The organism is Rehaibacterium terrae, from assembly GCF_014202935.1.
GTDB lineage: Bacteria > Pseudomonadota > Gammaproteobacteria > Xanthomonadales > Xanthomonadaceae > Rehaibacterium > Rehaibacterium terrae.
The window spans coordinates 15,731-38,445 of sequence record NZ_JACHHX010000019.1; the positions used below are offsets into that span (position 1 = coordinate 15,731).

The 22,715-nt window shown below is 69.8% G+C and carries 21 protein-coding genes; 5 read left to right on the plus strand and 16 right to left on the minus strand.

Going from position 1 to position 22,715, the window contains the following annotated elements:
* The first annotated feature begins 8 nt into the window (after nucleotides 1-8).
* On the plus strand, nucleotides 9-878 hold the full coding sequence (locus HNQ58_RS11520) for a U32 family peptidase (RefSeq protein WP_183949075.1): 870 nt from the start codon (nucleotides 9-11) through the stop codon (nucleotides 876-878).
* Between the two features lie 247 nt (nucleotides 879-1,125).
* On the opposite strand, the gene nadB is transcribed toward HNQ58_RS11520, so the two are convergent.
* The 10 genes from nadB to HNQ58_RS11570 form a co-directional block, all read right to left on the minus strand.
* Nucleotides 1,126-2,595 carry an L-aspartate oxidase gene (nadB, locus tag HNQ58_RS11525; RefSeq protein ID WP_183949076.1) on the minus strand — a complete coding sequence of 490 codons (1,470 nt, stop codon included), beginning with the start codon at nucleotides 2,593-2,595 and terminating at the stop codon, nucleotides 1,126-1,128.
* A 369-nt stretch (nucleotides 2,596-2,964) separates the two neighbouring features.
* Entirely contained in the window at nucleotides 2,965-3,858 is an 894-nt protein-coding gene (gene ubiT / locus HNQ58_RS11530) for a ubiquinone anaerobic biosynthesis accessory factor UbiT (RefSeq protein WP_183949077.1), read from the minus strand.
* Nucleotides 3,848-4,252: a putative zinc-binding protein gene (locus tag HNQ58_RS11535; RefSeq protein ID WP_183949078.1), complete on the minus strand. Its 405-nt coding sequence runs from the start codon at nucleotides 4,250-4,252 to the stop codon at nucleotides 3,848-3,850. Before HNQ58_RS11535 ends, ubiT begins: the two co-directional genes overlap by 11 nt.
* Complete coding sequence (locus tag HNQ58_RS11540; protein WP_183949079.1) at nucleotides 4,249-5,517, minus strand: hypothetical protein; 1,269 nt, start codon at nucleotides 5,515-5,517, stop codon at nucleotides 4,249-4,251. Before HNQ58_RS11540 ends, HNQ58_RS11535 begins: the two co-directional genes overlap by 4 nt.
* Complete coding sequence (locus HNQ58_RS11545; RefSeq protein ID WP_183949080.1) at nucleotides 5,498-5,737, minus strand: DUF2249 domain-containing protein; 240 nt, start codon at nucleotides 5,735-5,737, stop codon at nucleotides 5,498-5,500. Before HNQ58_RS11545 ends, HNQ58_RS11540 begins: the two co-directional genes overlap by 20 nt.
* Nucleotides 5,738-6,322: 585 nt before the next feature.
* Complete coding sequence (locus tag HNQ58_RS11550) at nucleotides 6,323-7,228, minus strand: peptidylprolyl isomerase (RefSeq protein WP_221301280.1); 906 nt, start codon at nucleotides 7,226-7,228, stop codon at nucleotides 6,323-6,325.
* Between the two features lies 1 nt (nucleotide 7,229).
* Entirely contained in the window at nucleotides 7,230-7,931 is a 702-nt protein-coding gene (gene narI / locus HNQ58_RS11555; RefSeq protein WP_183949081.1) for a respiratory nitrate reductase subunit gamma, read from the minus strand.
* A 5-nt stretch (nucleotides 7,932-7,936) separates the two neighbouring features.
* Nucleotides 7,937-8,614 carry a nitrate reductase molybdenum cofactor assembly chaperone gene (narJ, locus tag HNQ58_RS11560; RefSeq protein WP_183949082.1) on the minus strand — a complete coding sequence of 226 codons (678 nt, stop codon included), beginning with the start codon at nucleotides 8,612-8,614 and terminating at the stop codon, nucleotides 7,937-7,939.
* Nucleotides 8,611-10,155 (minus strand): nitrate reductase subunit beta, encoded by a 1,545-nt coding sequence (gene narH / locus HNQ58_RS11565; protein WP_183949083.1) that lies wholly within the window; start codon nucleotides 10,153-10,155, stop codon nucleotides 8,611-8,613. The genes narJ and narH overlap by 4 nt, the downstream gene beginning before the upstream one ends.
* Nucleotides 10,155-13,895, minus strand: coding sequence for a nitrate reductase subunit alpha (locus HNQ58_RS11570; protein WP_183949084.1), 3,741 nt, complete (start codon nucleotides 13,893-13,895; stop codon nucleotides 10,155-10,157). The genes narH and HNQ58_RS11570 overlap by 1 nt, the downstream gene beginning before the upstream one ends.
* Nucleotides 13,896-14,128: 233 nt before the next feature.
* On the opposite strand from HNQ58_RS11570, the gene HNQ58_RS11575 reads away from it, so the two are divergent.
* Genes HNQ58_RS11575 through HNQ58_RS11590 form a run of 4 tightly spaced genes read left to right on the plus strand, consistent with a single transcriptional unit; the run spans nucleotide 14,129 to nucleotide 18,915 of the window.
* Nucleotides 14,129-15,331: an alginate export family protein gene (locus tag HNQ58_RS11575; protein ID WP_183949085.1), complete on the plus strand. Its 1,203-nt coding sequence runs from the start codon at nucleotides 14,129-14,131 to the stop codon at nucleotides 15,329-15,331.
* A gap of 17 nt (nucleotides 15,332-15,348) precedes the next feature.
* On the plus strand, nucleotides 15,349-15,819 hold the full coding sequence (locus HNQ58_RS11580) for a universal stress protein (protein ID WP_183949086.1): 471 nt from the start codon (nucleotides 15,349-15,351) through the stop codon (nucleotides 15,817-15,819).
* A 59-nt stretch (nucleotides 15,820-15,878) separates the two neighbouring features.
* Nucleotides 15,879-17,543, plus strand: coding sequence for an MFS transporter (locus tag HNQ58_RS11585; RefSeq protein WP_183949087.1), 1,665 nt, complete (start codon nucleotides 15,879-15,881; stop codon nucleotides 17,541-17,543).
* A 10-nt stretch (nucleotides 17,544-17,553) separates the two neighbouring features.
* Nucleotides 17,554-18,915: an MFS transporter gene (locus HNQ58_RS11590; protein ID WP_183949088.1), complete on the plus strand. Its 1,362-nt coding sequence runs from the start codon at nucleotides 17,554-17,556 to the stop codon at nucleotides 18,913-18,915.
* Between the two features lie 87 nt (nucleotides 18,916-19,002).
* Here the strand turns inward: HNQ58_RS11590 and modC are convergent, their stop codons facing one another.
* From modC to HNQ58_RS11620, 6 genes are all read right to left on the minus strand, one after another.
* Nucleotides 19,003-20,061 (minus strand): molybdenum ABC transporter ATP-binding protein, encoded by a 1,059-nt coding sequence (modC, locus tag HNQ58_RS11595; protein WP_183949089.1) that lies wholly within the window; start codon nucleotides 20,059-20,061, stop codon nucleotides 19,003-19,005.
* Nucleotides 20,058-20,738: a molybdate ABC transporter permease subunit gene (gene modB / locus HNQ58_RS11600; protein WP_183949090.1), complete on the minus strand. Its 681-nt coding sequence runs from the start codon at nucleotides 20,736-20,738 to the stop codon at nucleotides 20,058-20,060. The genes modC and modB overlap by 4 nt, the downstream gene beginning before the upstream one ends.
* A gap of 5 nt (nucleotides 20,739-20,743) precedes the next feature.
* Nucleotides 20,744-21,493: a molybdate ABC transporter substrate-binding protein gene (modA, locus tag HNQ58_RS11605; RefSeq protein WP_183949091.1), complete on the minus strand. Its 750-nt coding sequence runs from the start codon at nucleotides 21,491-21,493 to the stop codon at nucleotides 20,744-20,746.
* A 122-nt stretch (nucleotides 21,494-21,615) separates the two neighbouring features.
* Nucleotides 21,616-21,969, minus strand: coding sequence for a hypothetical protein (locus tag HNQ58_RS11610; RefSeq protein WP_183949092.1), 354 nt, complete (start codon nucleotides 21,967-21,969; stop codon nucleotides 21,616-21,618).
* A complete protein-coding gene (locus HNQ58_RS11615; protein ID WP_183949093.1) occupies nucleotides 21,966-22,448 on the minus strand; it encodes a molybdenum cofactor biosynthesis protein MoaE in 483 nt (160 codons plus the stop codon). Before HNQ58_RS11615 ends, HNQ58_RS11610 begins: the two co-directional genes overlap by 4 nt.
* 2 nt (nucleotides 22,449-22,450) lie before the next feature.
* Nucleotides 22,451-22,714 carry a MoaD/ThiS family protein gene (locus tag HNQ58_RS11620; protein WP_183949094.1) on the minus strand — a complete coding sequence of 88 codons (264 nt, stop codon included), beginning with the start codon at nucleotides 22,712-22,714 and terminating at the stop codon, nucleotides 22,451-22,453.
* Nucleotide 22,715 lies beyond the last annotated feature (1 nt).

Sequence of the window (22,715 nt, forward strand, 5' to 3'; positions counted from 1 at the left end):
CACGCAAGATGAAACTCACCCTGGGCCCCCTGCAGTACTTCTGGCCGCGCCAGCGCGTACTCGCCTTCTACCGCGAGGCCGCGACCTGGCCGGTCGACACGATCTACCTGGGCGAAACCGTCTGCAGCAAGCGCCGCGAACTGCGCACCCGCGAGTGGCTGGCGCTGGCCGAGGAGCTGGCGGCAAGCGGCAAGCGGATCGTGTTGTCCACGCTGTCGCTGCTGGAAGCCGAATCCGAACTCGGCGCCTTGCGCCGGCTGGTCGGCAACGGCCGTTTCCTGGTCGAGGCCAACGACATGTCGGCGGTGCAGCTGTGCCGTGAACAGGGCGTCGCCTTCGTCGGTGGGCCGACGCTCAATGTCTACAACCACCACGCCCTGCGCCTGCTGCGCGAGGACGGCCTGTGCCGGCTGGTGCTCGGCGTCGAGCAGGGCCACGCGCTGATCGCCGACCTGCACGAGGCCGTATTGAGCGAGGGCGAGACCCTGCCCGAACTGGAAATCATCGCCTGGGGCCGGCTGCCGTTGGCGTACTCGGCGCGCTGCTTCACCGCCCGCGCCCATGACATCGGCAAGGACGACTGCGGCTTCCGCTGCATCGACTACCCCGACGGTCTGCCGCTGGCCACCCGCGAGGGCCGGCCCTTCCTCACCATCAACGGCATCCAGGTGCAGGGCCACGCCATCTGCGACCTCGGCCCCGAACTGCCGGAGCTGCGCGCCACCGGCATCGATCTGCTGCGACTGTACCCGCAGGCCGAGGGCATGGCCGAGGTGGTCGAACGCTTCCGCCTCGCCCTCGACAGCCCGACCCCGCCGCCACGGCTGGGCGCGGACAACGGCTACTGGCGCGGCGAGCCGGGCATGGCCGGCGCGTAGCGCGCAGACGCCGGCGGGATGCCGCAGAAAAGCAACAGCACGCACGGAGTGAGCGGAGAAGAGCGGAGACAGCGGAGAGGAATCGACTTTCTCCCGACGTTCTCCGTTTTTCTCCGTGCCCTCCGTGCCCTCCGTGCCCTCCGTGCCTGCCTTGGCTGTTCCCGTCCTTGCCCTGCAAGCGCGGCCGGCGCTCTCCGGGAGCGGCCATGGCCGCGATCGGATGCCTTGCGGGACTGGGAGGCGCGTGTCAGGCCGTCGCCGCGCGCATGTCGTCGGCATCGCAGCGGAAGTGCGCGCCGAGGCTGGCGGTACGCGCCAACGCGGCGGTCAGCAGCTCGCCGGCGAGCGCGCCCTGCCAGCTCGCGCGCAGCTCTTCGTCGTCCCGCAACTGCGCCAACGCGGCACGCAGCCCGGCGCCGTCGCGCAGCGGTCCGGCGCTTTCCCAGAACAGCCGGCGCAGCCGCGCCAGCGCGGCCGGCGCGGCAGCCGGTGCGCGTGCGACCTCGCGCCAAGGGCCACGCGCCGGCGCCGACGGCAGCGCCGCCCCCAGCCGGGCACCGACGCGACGACCGAACACCACACCCTCCAGCAGCGAATTGCTGGCCAGCCGGTTGGCGCCGTGCACACCCGAGCAGGCCACCTCGCCCACCGCGTACAGGCCGGGCAGGCTGCTGCGGCCGTCGAGGTCCACCGCGACGCCGCCCATGTGGAAATGCGCCGCCGGTGTCACCGGAATCGGCTCGCGACGCGGATCGATGCCGTGTGCCATGCAGGCGGCGAACACCGTCGGAAACTGCGCCGCGAAACCATCACCCAGATGCTGCGCGTGCAGGAAGGCGCCCGCGCCGGTATGCCGCGCCTGCCAGACACGCCGCGAGACGATGTCGCGCGGCGCCAGGTCGCCCTGCGGATGCACGCCGCGCATCAGCGGGCGACCGTCACGGTCGCGCAGCACCGCGCCGGCGCCACGCAGGGCCTCGGTGACCAGCGGCAGCCGGCAGGCCGTCTCGTCCGCCGCCAGTGCCGTGGGATGGAACTGCACGAACTCGATGTCGCGTGCCCGCGCGCCGGCCGCCAGCGCCAGCGCCAGCCCGGCGCCATCGACCGTGGCCGGGTTGGTGGTGGCGGCGAACAGCGCGCCCAGCCCGCCGCTGGCGAGCACGACCGCCGAGGCTTCGACCAGCGCGTCCGTGCCATCGTCCGCGCGGACACGCACGCCGGCAACGTGGCCGTCACGCAGCAGCAGCGCCTCGACCTCCACGCCCTCGCGCCATTCGACATGACCGGCACGGCGCACCGCCGCCGCCAGCGCGAGCACCAGCGCACGGCCGCTGGCGTCGCCGCCGGCATGCAGGATGCGCGCATGCCCGTGGCCGCCCTCGCGGCCCAGCGCCCAGCCGCCGTGCTCGCGGTCGAACGGCACGCCCTGCCGCGCCAGCCAGGCGATCGCCGCCGGCGCCTGCGCGGTAAGCAGGTGTACCGCTTCGCGCGCGTTGTGGTGGGCACCCGCCGCGAGGGTGTCGGCGGCGTGCAGGGCCGGTGAATCGTCCGGCCCCAGCGCGGCGGCGATGCCGCCCTGCGCCAGCGCGCTCGAGCCGTCCAGGCCGCCATGGCCGCGGCTGAGCAGCAGCACCCGCCGCGGCGCCGCCGCCAGCGCCACCGACAGACCGGCCACACCGGCGCCGACCACCACCAATGGTGCGCCGGACAGGCTCATGACGCGCCACCGCGGCCACGGTGGACAGAGGATGACGGGCAGGGAGGGCGGTTCATGCAGGCGGCGTGGTGTGGATCACGGCAGGCGGGCGGACGCGGCGGGCCGCGCGGGGGCGCCTATCCTACGGCGGTGGCGGGTGCCGCGTCGCCGGCCGCGCACGGGATCCGGCAGGCCGGTTCACCCGCCGGCCAGCCGGGGTGCCCGGAATGGCGCGGGTCGCCGCGCGAAAGCCCGCGCAGCGGCGCGTCGGCAACCCGGCACCGGTCGTCATCCAGCCCCATCCGCGCAGACGGGGGCGCGTGCGCGGCGATGTGCGCGGCGATGTGCATGGCATGGCCGTCATGCCGTCGTTCCCCGGCCGCGCGGGCATCACGCCGGCGGCGCTTCGCCGCGGTGCGCCGCGCGCGCGGCGCGGGCGAAGCGGGCGAGCCGGTTGAGCGCGATGCGCAGTCCCAGCGGCACGCGTTCCCACGGCAGCCGGTCGAGCGTGTTGCGCGTGGTCAGGCCCAGTTCGGTGTCGCCGGTCAGCACCAGCCGGCGCTGGAAGAACAGCGTGTCGGCGTCCTCCAGCCGGCTGGCGAGCAGCAGCAGGTCGGTGGCCGAACCGCGCACGGTGGCCTCGGCCTCCTCGCCGCGTGCGCAAGTGTGCAGGCGGCCGTCGTGCAGACTCACCACCCAGCGCAGCTGCAAGTCGGATACTTCGATGCCGAGCCGACGCCCGCGAAGAAAGTCGAGGGCACCCTCCGCCAGCGGACCGGCCAGCACACGCTGCATCACCGCTTCCAGCAGTCGGCACTGCAGCCGGTAGGGGAACAGCTGCAGCGCGGGTGCCAGCCGCGCGGGCGGCGGCAGCCACCGCGGCAGGACGGTGGACGGGAGGCGGGCGTGGGGAGACGGCAGTGGCACGAAGTCGAATGCTGGCGGAGGGGCCCTCGAAGCGAGGATGGTGCGCGAGACCGGCATGGACGCGCCTTGATCCAGATCACTTCCCAGGCCCTGCAGGCGGCAGCCGTCGGCGATCAGCAGCTCGACCAGCCCGCGCACGCTGTCGGGCGACAGTGCCAGCCGCGCGCCGAGCGCCTGCGCGCGCGCATGCACGTGTGCCTCGCGCGCGGGGTCGCGCGCCGGCAGACCGGCCTCGCGCTTGAGCCGGGCGGCAGCGCGCACCAACCCGCGCCGGGCGGCGAAGAGCAGCAGCAGCGCATCGTCGGCACGGTCGATCAGCGCCCGTACCCGGGCGAGCGCGACGTGCTCAGGGCGCATCGGCAGGCTCGGCACCGGCGCGCGCGCCTGCGCGCAAAGCCCGCGCCGACGGCAGCGCCGCGCGCTCATACACCGCGCGAGCCTCGGCGGCATCGAAGTCGGCGTGCCTGCGCTTCTTCACGCCGAAGTCGGAAAGCGTGAGGTGGCGGTCGGCGACGACGCCCGCACGCGCCAGGCAGGCCGCCACGCAATGCAGCACGCAGCCGTCCAGGGCCAGGATCGGCCGGCCCGCGCGCGCCGTGCGCACCAGCCCGGCCACGCCGCCGCCGACGCCGGCGATGCAGGACATCTCGGCCTCACCGGCGCGATCCAGCCACAGCGCCAGCTGGTTGGCCATCTGCGCGGCGCTGGAACAACCCGAACAGGCATAGACGAGCGGGAGTTTCGGTTTCATCGCGCACTCCGGACGACAACGAGGAAGCGATCGGCGCGTCGGCGCACGCCGAGCAGGACGAGCCAGGTCGCCGCGTAGGCCAGCGTCAGGGCCAGCCCGGTCAGCGCCGCCAGCCACGGCCGCGGCCACAGCACCGCCGCCAGCAGCAGCGATCCGGCCAGCCCGTGCAGCACGAGCACGCGCGCCTTGTCGCGCTCGGGCAGCAGCGCGTGCACGCCGGGCAGGCGCATGCCGCGGCCGCATTCGCGGTGCAGCCTGATCCAGCCGAGGAAGGCGACGATCTCCAGCAGCATGCCCAGCACCAGCCAGGGCAGCGCGATGGCGACGACCAGCGCGCCGATCAGCATCGCCAGCCGCGGCCCCGGCAACACCGGCGCGGCGACCAGCAGCAGGGCTGCCGCGGCCAGGGCGCACAGACCGGTGCTCCAGAAACGCAGCAGCGTCGGGTTGCGCCGGTACGGCGCCCGCGCCTGCAGACCGAGCGCGGCCAGCGCGAACGGCAACACCGGCGCCATCGCCACCAGCGGTGCCGCCGGGCCGCCGAGCTCGAGCGCGCGCAGCGCGGCACCGGCGATCAACGCCAGCACCATCACCAGCAGCCAGGCCGCGAAGGCGGCGCGCGGCACCGGCGCCGTGCCTTGCAGCATCGGCATGGTCACGCTGCCGACGCTGGCGGTGAGCAGCAATACCCAGCCGAGCACGCCGAAGGCGGCATGGATGTCGGTCCAGCGTGCCAGCGCGACCGCCCACTGCCCGGCCAGCGTTCCGGCCAGCGCGACCCCGATCGTCACGGTCGCCAGCAGGAACAACAGCGCCGCCACGATGCCGGCGCGCACCAGCCGCAACTCCGCCCGGGCGCGGAAACCGGCCAGCGCCGCCAGCGCGAAGCCGCCCAGAGTGGCGGCCAGCAGCGCCGCGGCGGGCAACAGGATCACCCGCTGGCCACTGGCCAGTCCGGCCACCAGCGCCGCCACGCCGAGGTTGTACAGCGCGTGCAGCGCGGGCGCGAAGCGCGCCCCGGCGATGCGGACGCCCGCCACCACCGGCAGAAACTGCAGCAAGCTGCCGAGCATGGCGTTGCCGAGCACGCCGAGCGTGAACGCATGCACCAGCGCGACCGTGACCGGCGACCAGCGACTGAGCAGCGCGGCCTCGCCATGCGCGAGCAGCAGGCCACCCGCCAGCGCACCCCACAGCGGCGCGGTCAGCAGGAAGCGCAGCGGCCGCGTCGGCGGCGGCGCGCGTTCAATCGCCAGCGCCGTCATCGCGGTGCCGGATGCGGATCTGCCCGCCGCCGCCTTCGGCGTCGAGCAGGTCGTACACGCAGGCGCGCGCATCGAGGATCTCCAGCAGCGGCAGCGGCTGACGACACGGCGTGATCGCGCGCAGACTCTGTCCCGGGGCGAGCGCTTCGAGCGCTTCGAGGATGCGGATCAGCGGCTCGGGCGCCGGCAGATGGCGCAGGTCGAGCTTGATCTCGTCCATGGGGCGCGGTGGTGGTCAGCGGTGAAGGTGAAGGCACTCGCGCTATCACACCCGGTTGCCGGCAAGCGCGCCCTGACCTGGATCAACCCGTCGCATGGGAAGGCCTGAACAAGTCCATCCTGGACTTGCCAGCCCACGCCGCATCCGGCGCGTGTCCGGACGCGGCTTCGATGAATCAGGCATTCGCGTGCTTGATTCGCGGGCCAGCCACCCCTGGCCGGCGGAACCTCTGAATCGATCAGAGGTTCGCTTGGGCTTGCATGGGTGCGCTGGAGCCCGTCGCGATCCTGCCGGCACCTGCGTTGGCGTTTGGCAGGCCTGTGAGCTGGTTTCGCGCAATCTGGCCGACCCTTCCGGCCCGAGCGTTGCGTGCGCCTGCCGGCGCCCGGGTTACCTTGCTTGCCAGGCACGGCTTCGGACGCTGTCTCGCCAGACCGTGCATGACGGCATTGGCGGCAGCAAGAGTCCCTGGCTGCCCGCTTCTGCCGCCGGGAAGGGCGAGCAGGCGCCGCCCCTCTCCAGCGAACGGGGAGAGGGGGTTCGCTCTTGTCCGCCCACTCCCTCTGGGAGAGGGGCCTTGGATTGCTACGCCGCCTGCGCCTCGATCTCGTCGAGGCCGCGCACCTCGTGGTCGGCGCGAAGATGCATCAGGTACTCGTGCAGCGCGTTCTGCCGGAGCTGCAGCTCCAGGTACTGCGCGATGCGCGGGTGCGCCTCCTCGAAGGTCAGCGGCCGGCCGCGCTCGATGGCCTCGAAGCGGACCACGTGATGGCCGTAGCGCGACTCCACGGTCAGTCCGGCCAGGCCCTCGCGCAGCATGAACACCTGCCGCTCGAACTCGGGCGTGGTCTGGCCGCGCGTGATCCAGCCCAGGTCGCCGCCGGCGTCCTTCGACGGGCAGGCCGAAAAGCGCATCGCGTACTCGGCGAAACGCTCTGGGTGCTCGCCGAGCTCCGCGATCAGCCGCTCACCCAGCTCGCGCGCGGCCAGGCGCGCATCGACGTCGTCCGGCGCGGCGGCCAGCAGGATGTGGCTCAGCCGCAGCCGGTCCGGCGCGTGCATGCGCTCGCGGTTGCTCGCGTACCAACGCCGGCAGGCCGCCTCGTCGGGCGTGCGCGGCGCCACTTCGGCGTCGAGCAGGGCACGGATCTCGGCCTCCTCGCGGGTCTCCCCAGCGACCGGCTCGACCCGGCCCGCCAACCCGGCACGGGCGATCTCCCGCCGCAGCAGCTCGCGCACCACCAGCGCGCGTGCGGCTTCGGCACGGGCCTGCTGCGGGGTACGGGCCGGGTGATACTGCATTTCGCGGGCAATCTCGGCCTCGCTGATCGCGGTATCGCCGACCCACAGGTTGACCGGTGCCGGCCCCGGCAATGGCTGACCCGGATCGCCGGCATGGTCGTGCGCGTCGGTGCGGCTCTTCGCCGCCTCCGACAGCGCGCCCGCATCCATCACGATCGGGATCGTGCGGCTCGGCATCGTGCGGCTCATGTCACTTGCCCGCGTAGCGCAGCGTGGCGCCACGGCGGCGCACCACCTGCCAGGGCCGGCGCAGGTAACCCAGCGGCACGCTCCAGATGTGCACCAGGCGGGTGAACGGGAAGATCAGGAACAAGGTCATGCCGAGGGCGATGTGGGCTTTGTAGACCCAGTGCACGTCGGCGACGAAATCGGCGGCGCCCCAGCGGAAGGTCACGATGTGCTGCGCCCAGTGGCCGAGCTGCACCATCACCGCGCCGTCCAGGTGGTCGGCCGAGACGACGATGCTGAACAGGCCGAGCAGCAGCTGTGCGAGCAGCAGCCACAGCACCAGCCAGTCGCGTCCGGCGGTGTTGACCCGCACACGCGGCTGGGTCAGCCGGCGAATGATCAGCATCGACAGCCCGATCAGGCACAGCGCGCCGAAGAAGCCGCCCACCGCCATCGCCAGCAACTGCTTGGTGCCGGAGCTGATGAACGGCTTGTAGGCCCACTCCGGCGTCAACAGGCCGACGAAATGGCCGAGCAGGATGGCGATCACGCCGATGTGGAACAGGTTGCTGCCCCAGAACAGCCAGCGGTCGGACAGCAGCTGGCTCGAGCCGGTGCGCCAGGTGTAGGCATCGCGGTCGAAACGGACCCAGCTGCCGATGAGGAACACCGCCAGGGCGATGTAGGGATAGAGCTGGAAGAAGAACTGGTCGAGGTAGTGCATGGTGTTCACCTGGAAACGGTCATCGCCGCGCCGGGCAGTCGCCGCGGCGCGGGTTCGCAATCCCTGTCGGGGGCCTCGGCAGTGAAGCGCACGGCCTCCTCCTCCCAGACCGCGTCGATCGCCGCCGGCGTGTCGTCGCGGACTTCGCGGGCGACGCGCTGGCGCATCGGCCCGAGTTCGACCGGCCGCCCGGAGTACTCGACCAGCATCTCGAACAACGGCGCGTAGGCGCCGTCGCGCCCGGCCGCGCGTGCGGCCAGCAGCTCGAGGATGTGGGCGACGTGCGAAAGCCACTCGCGCGCCTCCTCATCGGGCCGCGTCGACAGGTACTCCAGCAGCAGCGGCAGGTAGTCGGGCAGCTCGCGCACGGCGATCTCGAAACCGTTGGCGCGGTAGGTCTCCATCAGGTCGACCATCGCCTGGCCGCGGTCGCGCGATTCGCCATGGATGTGCTCGAACAGCAGCAGGCTCATCGAACGGCCGCGGTCGAACAGCGACAGCCAGCGCTCCTGGGCCTCGATCGGATCGCGGGCGAGCAGGTCGGCGATGAACTCCAGCAACTGCGTGGTCCGCGCCGCCGGCAGGCCCGCGTCGCCGCAGGCCGCCATCAGCGCGTCGCCGTGCTGCCACAGCTCGTCGCGCGGGTAGTCGAGCAGCACCGAGATCAGCTTGAGCGCGTTCATGCGATCTCCCGCTCGGCTGCCTGGCGGTTCGGCGGCACCTGGTAGACGGTCTGTTTCTTGCCGCCGAACAGCACCTCCGGCGTCGAGCCGCTGCAGCCGTTGCCGAACGAGAAGCCACAGCCGCCACGCTCGCCGAAGGCATCGCCGGCGTACTCGCGATGCGCACTGGGCACCACGAAGCGGTCCTCGTAGTTGGCGATGGCCAGGTAGCGGTACATCTCCTCGGCCTGCGCCACGCTCAAGCCGACCTGGCGCAGCACCTCGGTGTCCTCGACGCCGTCCACGTGCATGGCGCGGCGCCAGGCGCGCATGGCGAGCATGCGCTCGAGCGCGCGGATCACCGGCGCCTCGTCGCCCGCGGTGAGCAGGTTGGCGAGGTAGCGCACCGGGATGCGCAGCGAGGCCACGTCCGGGATCTCGCCGTTCATGCCGATCCGGCCGGCATCGGCGGCCGACTGGATCGGCGACAGCGGCGGCACGTACCACACCATCGGCAACGTGCGGTATTCCGGATGCAGCGGCAGCGCCAGCTTCCAGTCGATCGCCAGCTTGTACACCGGCGAGGCCTTGGCCGCCTCCAGCCAACTGTCGGGGATGCCCTCGGCGCGGGCGGCCGCGATCACCACCGGGTCGTTCGGGTCGAGGAAGATGTCCAGGTGCGCCGGGTACAGGTCCTTCTCGTTCGCCACCGCCGCCGCATCGGCGATGCGGTCGGCGTCGTAGAGCATCACACCGAGGTAGCGGATGCGGCCCACGCAGGTCTCCGAGCACACCGTCGGCTCGCCCATCTCGATGCGCGGGTAGCAGAAGATGCACTTCTCGGATTTGCCGGTCTTCCAGTTGTAGTAGATCTTCTTGTACGGGCAGCCGGAGACGCACATGCGCCAGCCGCGGCACTTGTCCTGGTCGATCAGGACGATGCCGTCCTCCTCGCGCTTGTAGATCGCGCCGCTCGGGCACGAGGCCACGCACGCCGGGTTGAGGCAGTGCTCGCACAGGCGCGGCAGGTACATCATGAAGGTGCGCTCGAAGGTGCCGTAGATCTCGCGCTGCACCTGGTCGAAGTTCTTGTCCTTGCTGCGCTTGGCGAACTCGGTACCGAGGATCTCCTCCCAGTTCGGACCCCAGTGGATCTTCTGCATGCGCTCGCCGGACACCAGCGAACGCGGCCGTGCAGTCGGCTGGTGCTGTCCCTCGGGCGCCTCGTGCAGGTGCTGGTAGTCGAAGTCGAACGGCTCGTAGTAGTCGTCGATCTGCGGCAGGTCGGGATTGGCGAAGATCTTGGCCAGCATGCGGAAGCGCCCGCCGGCCTTGAGCTGCAGCCTGCCGGAGGCGTCACGTACCCAGCCGCCGTTCCACTTGTCCTGGTTCTCCCACTCCTTGGGATAACCGATGCCGGGCTTGGTCTCGACGTTGTTGAACCAGGCGTACTCGACGCCCTCGCGCGAGGTCCAGACGTTCTTGCAGGTGATCGAGCAGGTATGGCACCCGATGCACTTGTCCAGGTTGAGGACCATCGCGATTTGCGCGCGGACTTTCATCAGGCAGCCTCCTCGTTGGCCGGCACCGGTTCGCCGTCCAGCCAGTCGATCTTGTTCATCTTGCGCACGATCACGAACTCGTCGCGGTTCGTGCCGGTCGTGCCGTAGTAGTTGAAACCGTAGCTGAGCTGCGCGTAGCCACCGATCATGTGGGTCGGCTTGACCACCGCGCGCGTCACCGAGTTGTGGATGCCGCCGCGGGTGCCGGTGACCTCGCTGCCGGGCGTGTTGATGATCTTTTCCTGTGCGTGGTACATCATCGCCATGCCGGGCATCACGCGCTGGCTCACCACCGCGCGTGCCGCGATGGCGCCATTGACGTTGTAGAGCTCGATCCAGTCGTTGTCCTCGATGCCAGCCGCCCTGGCGTCGTCCTCGCTCAGCCACACGATCGGACCGCCGCGCGAGAGCGTCTGCATGATCAGGTTGTCGCTGTAGGTGCTGTGGATGCCCCACTTCTGGTGCGGGGTGATCCAGTTCAGGACGATCTCCCTGTTGCCATTCGGCTTCTTGCCGAGGATCGGCGCGATGGTCTTGGTGTTCACCGGCGGCCGGTACTGCATGAAGCCCTCGCCGAAGGCCAGCATCCACTCGTGATCCTGGTAGAACTGCTGACGCCCGGTGAGCGTGCGCCACGGGATCAGCTCGTGGACGTTGGTGTAGCCGGCGTTGTAGCTGACGTGCTCGTCCTCCAGACCCGACCACACCGGCGAGCTGATGATCTTGCGCGGCTGCGCCTGCACGTCGCGGAAGCGGATGGCCTCATGTTCCTTGCCCTCCGCAAGGTGGGTATGACGCCGACCCGTGGCCTTCTCGAGTGCAGCCCAGGCCTTCACCGCGACATGGCCATTGGTCTCCGGCGCAAGGTGCAGGATCACCTCGGCGGCGTCGATCGCCGACTCGATCCTCGGGCGACCCTGGCTGATGCCTTCCTCGGTCACGGTGTAGTTCAGTTTGCCGAGGAACTCGACCTCTTCCCGGGTATCCCAGGTCAGCCCCTTGCCCCAGTTGCCGAGCTTGTCGAGCAGGGGGCCCAGGGAGGTGAATTTCTTGTACAGGTTCGGGTAGTCGCGCTCGACCACGACCATGCCCGGCATGGTCTTGCCGGGGATCGGCTCGCACTCGCCCTTCTTCCAGTCCTTCACCTCGGGCATGGCCAGCTCGCCCGGGGTGTCGTGCAGGATCGGCACCAGCACCAGGTCCTTCTCGACGCCAAGCACGCCGGGTGCCAGTTCGCTGACGGTGCGGGCGATGCCCTTGAAGATGTCCCAGTCGCTGCGCGCCTCCCACGCCGGATCCACCGCCTTTGACAGCGGGTGGATGAACGGGTGCATGTCGGAGGTGTTGAGGTCGTTCTTCTCGTACCAGGTCGCGGTCGGCAGCACCACGTCGGAGTACAGCGCGGTGGTGCACATGCGGAAGTCGAGCGTGACCAGCAGGTCGAGCTTGCCTTCCGGCGCCTCGTCACGCCATTTGACCTCTTCCGGCGGCGTCTTGCCGCGCTCACCCAGGTCCTTGCCCTGCAGGCCGTGGCGGGTGCCGAGCAGGTGCTTGAGCATGTACTCGTGGCCCTTGCCCGAGGAGCCGAGCAGGTTCGAGCGCCAGATGAACAGATTGCGCGGGAAGTTCTCCGGCGCATCCGGGTCGGCGAAGGCGAAGTCGAGCGCACCGGACTTGAACTGCGAAACCGCGTACTGCACCGGATCGGCGCCCTGGCTTTCCGCCTCGCGCACCAGGCCGAGCGGGTTGCGGTTCAGCTGTGGCGCGCTCGGCAGCCAGCCCATGCGCACCGCGCGCAGGTTGAAGTCGACCAGATGGCCCGTGTACTTCTTCGGATCGGCCAGCGGCGAGAGGATTTCGCCGACCTCCAGTTTCTCGTAGCGCCACTGGTCGGAATTGAAGTACCAGAAGCTGGTGCCGTTCATCTGCCGCGGCGGCCGGCTCCAGTCCAGGGCAAAGGCCAGCGGCAGCCAGCCCGACTGCGGGCGCAGCTTCTCCTGGCCGACGTAGTGCGCCCAGCCGCCGCCGGACTGGCCGACGCAACCGCACATCACGAGCATGTTGATCAGCCCGCGATAGTTCATGTCGTTGTGGAACCAGTGGTTCATCGCCGCGCCGACGATGATCATGCTGCGGCCGCGGGTCTTGTCGGCGTTGCGGGCGAACTCGCGGGCGATCCGGATCACCTGCGCACGCGGCACGCCGGTGATCTTCTCCTGCCAGGCCGGCGTGCCGGGCACATCGGCGTCGTAGTCACGGGTGACGTACTTGCCGCCGAAACCGGCATCGACGCCGTACTGCGCCAGCAACAGATCGTAGACGGTGGCAACCAGCGCTTCGCTGCCGTCGGCCAGGCGCAGGCGGCGGACCGGCACGCGCTTGTTCAGCACGTCCTCGAACTTGCTGGCGGTCCACTTCTCGTGCTCGATGCCGCCGAAGTAAGGAAAGCCGACCTCGACCACCTCGTCATGCACGCCATTGAGGCTCAGCCGCAGGCGGGTGTCGCGGCCACGGCTGTCACGCTGCTCGATGTTCCACTTGCCCTGCTCGCCCCAGCGGAATCCGATCGAGCCGGTCGGCACCACCAGCTCGCCGCTGATCTCGTCCAGGCCGAGCGTCTTCCACTCCGGGTTGTTGCCCTCGCCCAGCGCGCCGTCCAGATCGGCTGCGCGCAGGTAGCGCCCCGCCACCAGCCGGCCGTCGTCGCGCCGGTCCAGCCGCACCAGCATCGGCATGTCCGAATACTGACGGCAGTAGTCCTGGAAGTACGGCGAGGGGTTGTCGAGGTGGAACTCGCGCAGGATCACATGGCCGAAGGCGAAGGCCAGCGCCGCGTCGGTGCCCTGCTTGGGATGCAGCCACTCGTCGGTGAGCTTGGCGACCTCGGAATAGTCCGGGGTGATCGCCACCGTCTTGGTGCCGTTGTAGCGCGCCTCGACGAAGAAGTGCGCGTCCGGCGTGCGCGTCTGCGGGACGTTGGAACCCCAGGCGATGATGTACTTGGAGTTGTACCAGTCGGCCGATTCGGGAACGTCGGTCTGCTCACCCCAGACCTGCGGGCTGGACGGCGGCAGGTCGCAGTACCAGTCGTAGAACGACAGGCAGGCGCCGCCCAGCAGTGACAGGTAGCGCGCGCCGGCGGCGTAGCTGACCATCGACATCGCCGGGATCGGCGAGAAGCCGATCACCCGGTCGGGGCCGTACTTCTTCACCGTGTAGAGGTTGGCCGCGGCAATCAGCTCGTTGGCCTCCTCCCAGCGCACGCGGACGAAGCCGCCCAGGCCGCGCCTGGACTTGTAGCTCCTGGCTTTCTCCGCATCCTCGACGATGCTGGCCCAGGCATCGACCGGCGACATGCTCTTGCGCGCCTGCCGCCACAGCCGCAGCAGCGCGCCGCGCATCAGCGGGTACTTCACCCGGTTGGCGCTGTACAGGTACCACGAATAGCTGGCACCGCGCGGACAGCCGCGCGGCTCGTGGTTGGGCAGGTCCGGGCGGGTGCGCGGGTAGTCGGTCTGCTGGGTTTCCCAGGTGACCAGGCCGTTCTTGACGTAGACCTTCCAGCTGCACGAACCGGTGCAGTTCACGCCGTGGGTGGAGCGCACGATCTTGTCGTACTGCCAGCGGGCACGGTAGCCGTCCTCCCAACTGCGATCGTCGCTGCGGGTGACGCCGTGGCCGCCGGCGAACGTCTCGTCGGCACGCTTGAAGAAGGTAAGACGGTCGAGGAAGTGGCTCATGGGGTCGGTGGCTCCGGCGGTACGCTCACGTGGCGGCAGTCTAGTCAGCGACTTCCGCCGCGCCATTGATATGGATCAACTCCAGCGCCAGTCCTGCACGGGACCGGGGTCCGGACATGGGGAGCACAGCGGGCGGCATGCCCGCAGTTGACTGGGATCAATGCCAGTCGTTGAGCGCAGGCCAACAATCGGCCGCAGTGCATCTCCCTCAAGCAAGGACCATGACCATGTCCATGTCCACCCAAACGCGCCCAGGTCCACTCGCGCTGACGCTCGGCCTGTTGCTTGGCCTGCCATCGGTTGCCTCGGCCAATCCGCTGTTCGAGGACGGCAAGCCGCTGCTCGACCTGCGTTTACGCGCGGAGATCGTCGAGGATGCCGCCTTCCCCCGTGATGCCAGCGCACTGACACTGCGTACCCGTCTTGGCTGGCGCAGCGGCACGGTCAATGGCTTTTTCGTCCTGGTCGAGGCCGAGGACGTGCGGGCACTCGACAATGCCTACAACTCCACCGCCAATGGCCGCAGCGGCTATCCGGTGGTGGCCGATCCCGAGGGCAGCGAGTGGAACCAGGCCTATCTCGGCTGGGATTCGGGTGGCGGCACGCTGGTACAGGTTGGCCGTCAGCGCCTTGGCTATGACAACCAGCGCTTCATCGGCAATGTCGGCTGGCGCCAGAACGAACAGACCTTCGATGCGATCAGCATCCGTCATCAGGTCAATCCCGACGTCACCGTGCAGTACGCCTGGCTGGACAAGGTCCACCGGGTGTTCGGCAACCAGCATCCCAACCGGCTGTTGGCCGAGCACGAGCTGGATGCACACCTGCTCAACCTGGGCTGGAAGGGCGCTCTGGGAAGCTTCACCGGCTATGCCTACCTGATCGAAAACCAGGACCTGCCGGCCAGCTCCAGTCGCAGCCTCGGCTTGCGCCACCAACGCAGCTTCTCGTGGGGTGACAGCCGTGAATGGTGGTATGGCGGCGAGTACGCACGGCAGCGCGGCTGGCGCGATGCGCCAGCACACGGCTCGGTCGGCTATCACCAGCTCGAACTCGGCCTGCGCCTGTCCGGTCACGGCCTGCGTCTTGGGCATGAGCAGCTCGGCAGCAACGGACGCCGCGCATTCCAGACCCCGCTGGCCACCGCGCACGCTTTCAACGGCTGGGCAGACCGCTTCCTGGTGACGCCGGCCGACGGGCTGTCGGATCTGCACCTGAAATTCGATGGGCCGCTCGGACCGATGCGCTATCTGATCGCCATGCACCGCTTCGAGGCCGCCCGGGGCGGCGCTGATTACGGCGATGAGCTCGACGTCCAGCTGAGCTGGCCTTTCGCCAAGGGATGGAACGCCATCGCCAAGTATGCCGACTACCGCAGCGACGGCTTCGGCAGCGATGTGCGCAAGCTCTGGCTCAGTGTCGAGTACCGCTACTGAATCCTGGAGAGCGTGCCATGGAAATCATGATCGCCTACGACCACTCCCGCAATTCGCGCATCGCAGTGGATCTGGTCAAGCGGATGTTCGCTCCGCTCAAGCCGTCGCTGACCCTGATCTCGGTGATCGAGGAGCCAGGCAGTGCGACCGGTGTCGAGGACGAGTTGTTCAGCGCGCAGTACCAGGAGCAGAAAGCCGGTGTCGAGCGGGCTGCCGAGGAGCTCTCGGCGGCCGGCTTTCCGGTCAAGGTGCTGATCGCCGAGGGGGATGCACGCAAGATGATCTTGCGCGCCACCGACGAGCGCAAGCCGGACTTGCTGGTTCTGACCCGCCACTCCCACAAGCCCGACGGCAACTTCGTCTCCCGCCGGCTCAATGCGCTGGTCGAGGAGTTCAACCACATGACTTTCGGGGCGGTCAGTGCGTTCCTGGCGCGGCGTGCGCAATGCCCGCTGCTGATCGTGCCGACCCACGACGAAGACGCCTGACCCGGCCCGATACCGGGCCCGCGGTATCGGCACCGCGCGCCCCTGACGAGAGGTTGACCATGCAAGTCAGCGACCTGTTCCGCTTCAGAACTCCGGAGATCCGGGCATTGCACCTGACCTGGATCGCCTTCTTCATGTGCTTTTACGTCTGGTTCAACATGGCGCCGCTGGCCACCTCGATGCTGGCCTCGGTCGACTGGCTGAGCCGCGACGACCTCAAGCTGTTCGCCATTGCCAACGTTGCCCTCACCATCCCGGCCCGGATTCTGGTCGGCATGGCGCTGGACCGGTTCGGCCCACGGCGGGTGTTCTCGGTGCTGATGGTGCTGATGGCGCTGCCGACCCTGGCCTTCGCCTTCGGCGAGACCAAGACGCAGATGTTCGTGGCGCGCCTGGTGCTGAGCTCGATCGGTGCTTCGTTCGTGGTCACCATCCACATGGTGGCGCTGTGGTTCCCGCCGCGCAGCATCGGCTTTGCCGAAGGCTTCGCCGCCGGCTGGGGCAATTTCGGCTCGGCCGCCGCGGCCATGACACTGCCCACCATCGCCCTGCACCTGTTCGGTGGCGACGATGGCTGGCGCTGGGCCATCGCCACGTCCGGTGTGGTGATCGCGGTGTATGGCGTGATCTATTGGTTTGCAATCACCGACGGCCCCCGTCCCGACTCCCACCGCAAGCCGCGCAAGGCCTCGGCGCTGGAGGTTTCCAGCTGGAAGGACCTGGTCCTGCTGTGCCTGTTCATCGTGCCGATGACCGGCATCCTGTCGATCCTGGTCTATCGCGTGCAGTTGATGGGCTACATCGACGGCCTGACCGCGGCGATCTGCTACTTCGCCATCGCGGTGGCGGTGCTGTACCAGATCGTCCAGGCGCTGCGGGTCAACGTACCGATCCTGCGCCGGGGCGTCCCGGAGGACGACAGGTATCCGTTCAAGTCGGTCGCCGCCCTCAACACCACTTACTTCGCCAATTTTGGGGCCGAACTGGCGGTGGTCTCGATGCTGCCGATGTTCTTCCAGGAGACCTGGGGACTGTCGGCCGTGGCGGCCGGCCTGATCGCCTCGGCCTTCGCCTTCGTCAACCTGTTCGCCCGGCCGATGGGTGGTCTGGTGTCGGACCGCTTCGGCAACCGTCGCTTCGTGATGATGGCCTACATGCTCGGCATTGCCATCGGCTTTGCGCTGATGGGGCTGCTCGATTCCAGCTGGCCGCTGATCGTGGCGATCGCGATCACCATCCTGTGCTCGTTCTTCGTCCAAGGGGCCGAAGGCGCCACCTTCGGCATCGTTCCCTCGATCAAACGCCGCCTGACCGGACAGATCTCCGGCATGGCCGGCGCCTACGGCAACGTGGGCGCGGTGTTCTACCTGTTCGTGCTGATGTTCGTCACCCCGCAGCAGTTCTTCTTCATCATCGCCGCCGGCGCCTTCCTGAGCTGGCTGGCCTGCTACTTCTGGCTGAAGGAGCCGGAGGGCGGGTTCGGTGACGAGTACGTCATCTCTTCGGTCGACCATGCCATTGCCCTGGAGGCGCGGCAGCGCAAGGAGGCCGAGGACGTCCTGGCCCGACTGCTGCCAGGCAAGGTCGAGCTGACCGAACGCGGTGATGGCTACCAACTCAACGCACGCTTCCGCAGCCTGGAGGAGTTGCGTGCCGCCCTCGAGCAGCTGACGGCGCCCGGAATCCCGACCGAGTCGGCCTTGCCCCTGAAATCCAACCCCTGAAGGAGCACTCATGTCCACCCATGACAAGGCCGGACCCACGGCCCATGGCACCTGGCTGGAACGCTGGGAGCCGGAAAACCCGCAGTTCTGGGCCAACGGCGGGTCGGCGCTGGCCTGGAAGACCCTGGTCATCACCACGCTCAACCTGACCATGGCCTTCATGGCCTGGTTCCTGGTATCGGCGCTGGTGGTGCGGCTGCCGCAGATCGGCTTCCAGTTCACCCCCAGCCAGCTGTTCTGGCTGGCTGCCATGCCGGGTCTGGCCGGTGGCAGCTTGCGCCTGGTGCACATGTTCCTGACCCCGATCTATGGCACCCGGCACGTGGTCAGCCTGTCCACCCTGTCGCTGCTGATTCCGCTGGTGGGCTGGTTCTATGCCGTACAGGATCCGACGACACCCTACTGGGCGCTGATGCTGCTGGCCTTCCTGGCCGGCCTGGGAGGCGGCAACTTCTCCAGCTTCATGCCTTCCACCAGCCTGTTCTTCCCCAAGCGTCTGCAGGGCACGGCGCTGGCCATCCAGGCCGGCATCGGCAATCTCGGCGTGTCGATCGTGCAGTTCGTCACCCCATGGGTGATCGGCTTCGCCCTGCTTGGCGGCGCGGCGTTCCTCGGCGAAAGCCAGACCATGGTGCGCAACGGCGTCGAGAGCCAGATCTGGCTGCAGAACGCCCCGGCCGTGCTGATCCCGTTCGTGGCCGTGTTCGGCATCACCGCCTGGCTGATGCTGAAGTCGGTGCCGATCAAGGCCAATTTCCGCGAGCAGCTCGACATCTTCGGTTCCAGGCACACCTGGTCGATGACTTCGCTCTACATCATGACCTTCGGTGGCTTCTCCGGCCTGGCAGCCACGTTCCCGCTGCTGATCCGCCAGGTCTATGGCGGTTTCGAGGGCGCGCCCGACCCGCTCACCTGGGCGTTCTACGGCCCGCTGGTGGGTTCGATCTCGCGGGTCATCGCCGGTCCGATCAGCGACAAGTTCGGCGGCGCCCGGGTCACCCACTGGGCCGGGCTCGGCATGGTCGTCTGCGCCGTGCTGGTGGCCTTGACCACGCAGCCGACGTCGCTCGACAGCTTCCCGCTGTTCGTCGCCGCCATGCTGGCCCTGTTCTTCTTCGCCGGGGTCGGCAATGCCTCCACCTTCAAGCAGATGCCGATGCTGTTCGATCCCCGCCGGGGCGGTGGCGTGATCGGGTTCACCGCGGCGATCGCGGCCTACGGACCGTTCCTGTTCGGCATGCTGTTCGCCTGGAGCTTCGAGAGCTTTGGCAAGGCCACGCCGATCTTCTACGGCCTCGCCGCGTTCTTCGCCTTCAATGTGGCCTTGAACTGGTGGATGTACGCGCGCCGCGGGGCGGCGAATCCCTGCTGAACCGCGGGCATACCTGAGGACTGTCCCGGGCCGCTGCATGGACGCCGGCCCGGGATCCTGCGGGCCGGCGGCGTCTGCCCCCCGCAGTCAATCGAGCAGGGCCACCGCCTTGAGGTGCGCATGCACCCGCATGCCCGGCGCCAGTCCCAGCATGGTCGCGGCGCGGCGGGTGATGCTGGCGAACAGGCGCGCACCGCTGCCGCTGCGACAGGCGACCAGCACGGTGGCGTCGGCGCCGTCGTGCATCGATTCGATCGTCACCGGCAGGATGTTGAGCACGCTCAGATCGCGCGCCGGCGCCAGGCCGAGCGCGACGTCGCGGGCCATGATCCGCAACCGCAGCGATGCCGGTGGCGCGGCGCCGTGCCAGGGCAGCCACAGCCGATCCGCACCGAGCGCGACCGCGAGCAGGCCGTCCTCGATGCCCGCCGGCACGCCGTCGAGCACACTGGCCGGCCCGGCCCCGGCATGCAGTGGCGAATCGGGGTCGGCCACGGCCTCGGCCAGGCTGCGCGGCGCGTCGTTGCGCCCATCGCGCATCAGCACGACGCGGTCGGCGAGGCGCTCGACCTCGGTGGCCGAGTGGCTGACCAGGATCATCGGCAGGCCGAGATCGCGCGCGAGCCGACGCAGATCGAGCGCGATGCCGCGACGGGCCGGGTCGTCGAGCGCCGACAGCGGTTCGTCGAGCAGCAGCAGGCGCGGATGGGAGAGCAGCGCGCGGGCGATGGCGACGCGCTGGCGCTGGCCGCCGGAGAGCGCGTCGGTGCGGCGGTCGAGCAGATCGGCGATGCCGACCAGCCGCGCCGCCTCGTCCAGCCCGAGCGCGGGCGATGCGCAGCGCGACAGCGCATAGGCGAGGTTGCCGCGCACGTCCAGGTGCGCGAACAGCGTCGGCTCCTGCGGCACCAGTCCGACCCGGCGACGGTGCGGCGGCAGGTGGAAGGCGTCGTCCTGCCACAGCTCGCCGTTCCATTCGATCCGCGCCCGCCGCGGCCGTTCCAGGCCGGCCAGGCAGCGCAGGGTGAGCGTCTTGCCGCAGCCGGACGGGCCGAACAGCGCGGTCACGCCGCTGCCCGGCAGGTCGAAGTCCACCGCCAGCGTGAACGCGCCGACACGATGCCCGATGCGCGCCGACAGGCTCATGCGCCCACCGTGGCGACGCGGCGGCGGCGCGCGAACACCAGCCACAGGATGACGAACGACAGCGCCAGCAGCAGCGCCGACAGGATGTGCGCGCGGCGATAGTCGAGCGCCTCGGCGGCGTCGTAGATGGCGATCGACAGCACCTGGGTCTCGCCGGGAATGCTGCCGCCGATCATCAGCACCACGCCGAACTCGCCCATCGTGTGCGCGAAGGCGAGCGTGGCCGCGGTGAGCACGCTGCCGCGCGCCAGCGGCAGGGCGACGGTGAAGAAGCGGTCGAGCGGCCCGGCGCCGAGCGTGGCGGCGACCTCCAGCGGCTGCCGGCCGATGGCGCGGAAACCGTCCTGCAAAGGCTGCACCGCGAACGGCAGGGAGTACAGCACCGAGCCGATCAGGATGCCGCTGAAGCTGAAGGCCAGATGCGTGCCGCCGAGCGTTTCCAGCAGACCGCCGACCGGTCCGCGCGGCCCCAGCGCCACCAGCAGGTAGAAGCCGAGCACGGTCGGCGGCAGCACCAGCGGCAGCGCCACCAGCGCCTCCACCGCGGCGCGGAAACGGCTGCGCGTGTGCGCCAGCCACCACGCCAGCGGCGTGCCGAGCAACAGCAGGATGACGGTCGTCCACAGGCACAGGCGCAGGGTGACGCCGATCGCCTGCCAGTCCTGTGGGGCCAGCATGGTGCTCAATCCTCCCGGTCCGGCAGCACGAAGCCATGGGCCGCCAGCACCGCACGGCCCGCGTCCGACAGCACGAAGTCGGCAAAGCGCGCCGCACGCGCGTCGCCGGCGGCGCGGCGGGTGACGATGAAGGCCTGCCACAGCGGCGCGTGCAGCGATTCTTCGACCAGCGTGTAGCCACCGCGTCCGCGCAATTCGTCGCCGAACATCAGCGCCAGCGCGACGATGCCGGCGTCGGCCGCGCCGCTCTGTACCATCTGCGCCGCCTGGCTGACGTTCTCGCCGAACACCAGCCGTGGTCGCAGTGTGGCCAGTCCGGCGCGGTGCAGCGCCTCCTCCGCGCGCTGGCCGTAGGGGGCGTGCAGCGGGTTGGCGATGGCGATACGCGCGTAGCGCGGTGCGGCAAGGTCGGCCAACGCCGGCGGTGCGTCGTCGCCACTCACCCACACCACCAGCCGCCCGAGCGCATAGCGGCGCGGCGCCCCGGCGGCGTGACCGCGCGCGTGCAGACGCTGCGGATAGGCCTCGTCGGCGGAGAAGAACAGGTCGAACGGCGCGCCGTGCTCGATCTGCGCCGAGAACTTGCCGGACGAACCGTAGACCACGCGCACCCGCTCGTCCGGATGCCGCTGCGCGTACTCTACCTGCAACGCCTGCATCGCATGGCGCAGGTCGGAGGCGGCGGCGACCGTCAGCGGCCGCGTCTGCGCGGAAACCGGCGTGGCGAGGCAAAGCAGCAGCAACAGCAGGCGCATGGTCCGGGAATCGGGAATCGGGAATCGGGAATCGCGCAAGAGCATCACAGACTCGTCGTTCCGGCGAAAGCCGGGATGACGGCCATCGGCGCGCCGGCGGCCGCTGCGTCGCGCCGGGTGCCCTACTCCACGCTCCGCCGCCGCGCGCCGCGCACGCGCACGCTGTCGCGCACGTCCACCTCGAAATCGATATTCAGCCGCTGCCCGGCGGCGACTTCGACCTCGCCGGCCACGCCGTCACGGCATGGCAGCCGCTCCCGGTAATCGAGCAGGACCGCGCGCGGCAGCAGCACGGCCAGCGATTCGGGCATGCCTTCGACGGCGAAGCACTCGCCATCGACGGCATCGGCGCGGATCACCCAGGCGGCACCGGGCAGCGGCGTGCGGCAGCACACCGAGGCGCCGTCCAGCAGCCGCGCGAATTCGGCCTCGTCCAGCCGCAGGCGGATCTTGCCGTCGGCGAGCTGGACCTTCATGCCGTCGCCTCCGCCTCGTCGCGCCCGCACAGCGAACAGCCCTGGCTCCACACGCTGTCGCCGTCGGCGTAGTGCTCGCGCTTCCAGATTGGCGCGCGGTGTTTCACCGCCTCGATGACGTGCCGGCAGGCCTGGAAGGCCTCGTCGCGATGCGGCGTGCCGACGGCGACCACCACGGCGATGTCGCCGATGTCGAGCCGGCCATGGGCGTGGCTGACGTGCACGCGGAGGCGCGGCCCCCACTTGGCGCGCGCCTCCTCGCAGATCGCCGCGAAGGTGGCCAGCGCCAGCGGCGCGAAGATGTCGTAGCTGACGCCGGTCACGGCGCGGCCGTGGTTGAGGTCGCGCACGCGGCCGACGAACATCGCGATGCCGCCGAAGGCGGGATCGGAGACGAAGTCCAGCGCGGCGGCCGCATCCAGCGGCTCCCGCGCGATGTCGCGCACGTCCAGTTCTCGCCACACGATGTCGGCGTGCATGCTCAGCCCCCGCTCACCGGTGGCAGCACCGCCAGCTCGCCGAGCCCGGCGACCGGCGTGCGGTCGTGCAGCACCTCGCGCTCGCTGGCGAAGGCCGACACCGCCAGCAGGCCGGGCTGGAACCGCTCGCCCCAGGCACGCAGCCCGAACGCGGCGAAGGCCTCGCGCACGCTGGCGACGGTGGCGTCGTCGGCCACGTCCAGCCGTACGACGCCGGACGGGTCGAGGTCGCGGAAAGCGCCGAACAGGCGCAGGTCGATTTTCATG

What these genes read in the sequence shown, in the direction of transcription:
- HNQ58_RS11580 (WP_183949086.1), top strand. Translation starts at nt 15,349, where the DNA reads ATGGAAATCATGATCGCCTACGACCACTCCCGCAATTCGCGCATCGCA.
- HNQ58_RS11590 (WP_183949088.1), top strand. Translation starts at nt 17,554, where the DNA reads ATGTCCACCCATGACAAGGCCGGACCCACGGCCCATGGCACCTGGCTG.
- HNQ58_RS11520 (WP_183949075.1), top strand. Translation starts at nt 9, where the DNA reads ATGAAACTCACCCTGGGCCCCCTGCAGTACTTCTGGCCGCGCCAGCGC.
- HNQ58_RS11620 (WP_183949094.1), bottom strand. Translation starts at nt 22,714, where the DNA reads ATGAAAATCGACCTGCGCCTGTTCGGCGCTTTCCGCGACCTCGACCCG.
- modA (WP_183949091.1), bottom strand. Translation starts at nt 21,493, where the DNA reads ATGCGCCTGCTGTTGCTGCTGCTTTGCCTCGCCACGCCGGTTTCCGCG.
- HNQ58_RS11615 (WP_183949093.1), bottom strand. Translation starts at nt 22,448, where the DNA reads ATGCACGCCGACATCGTGTGGCGAGAACTGGACGTGCGCGACATCGCG.
- HNQ58_RS11570 (WP_183949084.1), bottom strand. Translation starts at nt 13,895, where the DNA reads ATGAGCCACTTCCTCGACCGTCTTACCTTCTTCAAGCGTGCCGACGAG.
- HNQ58_RS11540 (WP_183949079.1), bottom strand. Translation starts at nt 5,517, where the DNA reads ATGACGGCGCTGGCGATTGAACGCGCGCCGCCGCCGACGCGGCCGCTG.
- HNQ58_RS11585 (WP_183949087.1), top strand. Translation starts at nt 15,879, where the DNA reads ATGCAAGTCAGCGACCTGTTCCGCTTCAGAACTCCGGAGATCCGGGCA.
- modB (WP_183949090.1), bottom strand. Translation starts at nt 20,738, where the DNA reads ATGCTGGCCCCACAGGACTGGCAGGCGATCGGCGTCACCCTGCGCCTG.
- HNQ58_RS11535 (WP_183949078.1), bottom strand. Translation starts at nt 4,252, where the DNA reads ATGAAACCGAAACTCCCGCTCGTCTATGCCTGTTCGGGTTGTTCCAGC.
- HNQ58_RS11550 (WP_221301280.1), bottom strand. Translation starts at nt 7,228, where the DNA reads ATGAGCCGCACGATGCCGAGCCGCACGATCCCGATCGTGATGGATGCG.
- modC (WP_183949089.1), bottom strand. Translation starts at nt 20,061, where the DNA reads ATGAGCCTGTCGGCGCGCATCGGGCATCGTGTCGGCGCGTTCACGCTG.
- HNQ58_RS11610 (WP_183949092.1), bottom strand. Translation starts at nt 21,969, where the DNA reads ATGAAGGTCCAGCTCGCCGACGGCAAGATCCGCCTGCGGCTGGACGAG.
- ubiT (WP_183949077.1), bottom strand. Translation starts at nt 3,858, where the DNA reads ATGCGCCCTGAGCACGTCGCGCTCGCCCGGGTACGGGCGCTGATCGAC.
- HNQ58_RS11545 (WP_183949080.1), bottom strand. Translation starts at nt 5,737, where the DNA reads ATGGACGAGATCAAGCTCGACCTGCGCCATCTGCCGGCGCCCGAGCCG.
- narH (WP_183949083.1), bottom strand. Translation starts at nt 10,155, where the DNA reads ATGAAAGTCCGCGCGCAAATCGCGATGGTCCTCAACCTGGACAAGTGC.
- HNQ58_RS11575 (WP_183949085.1), top strand. Translation starts at nt 14,129, where the DNA reads ATGTCCACCCAAACGCGCCCAGGTCCACTCGCGCTGACGCTCGGCCTG.
- nadB (WP_183949076.1), bottom strand. Translation starts at nt 2,595, where the DNA reads ATGAGCCTGTCCGGCGCACCATTGGTGGTGGTCGGCGCCGGTGTGGCC.
- narJ (WP_183949082.1), bottom strand. Translation starts at nt 8,614, where the DNA reads ATGAACGCGCTCAAGCTGATCTCGGTGCTGCTCGACTACCCGCGCGAC.
- narI (WP_183949081.1), bottom strand. Translation starts at nt 7,931, where the DNA reads ATGCACTACCTCGACCAGTTCTTCTTCCAGCTCTATCCCTACATCGCC.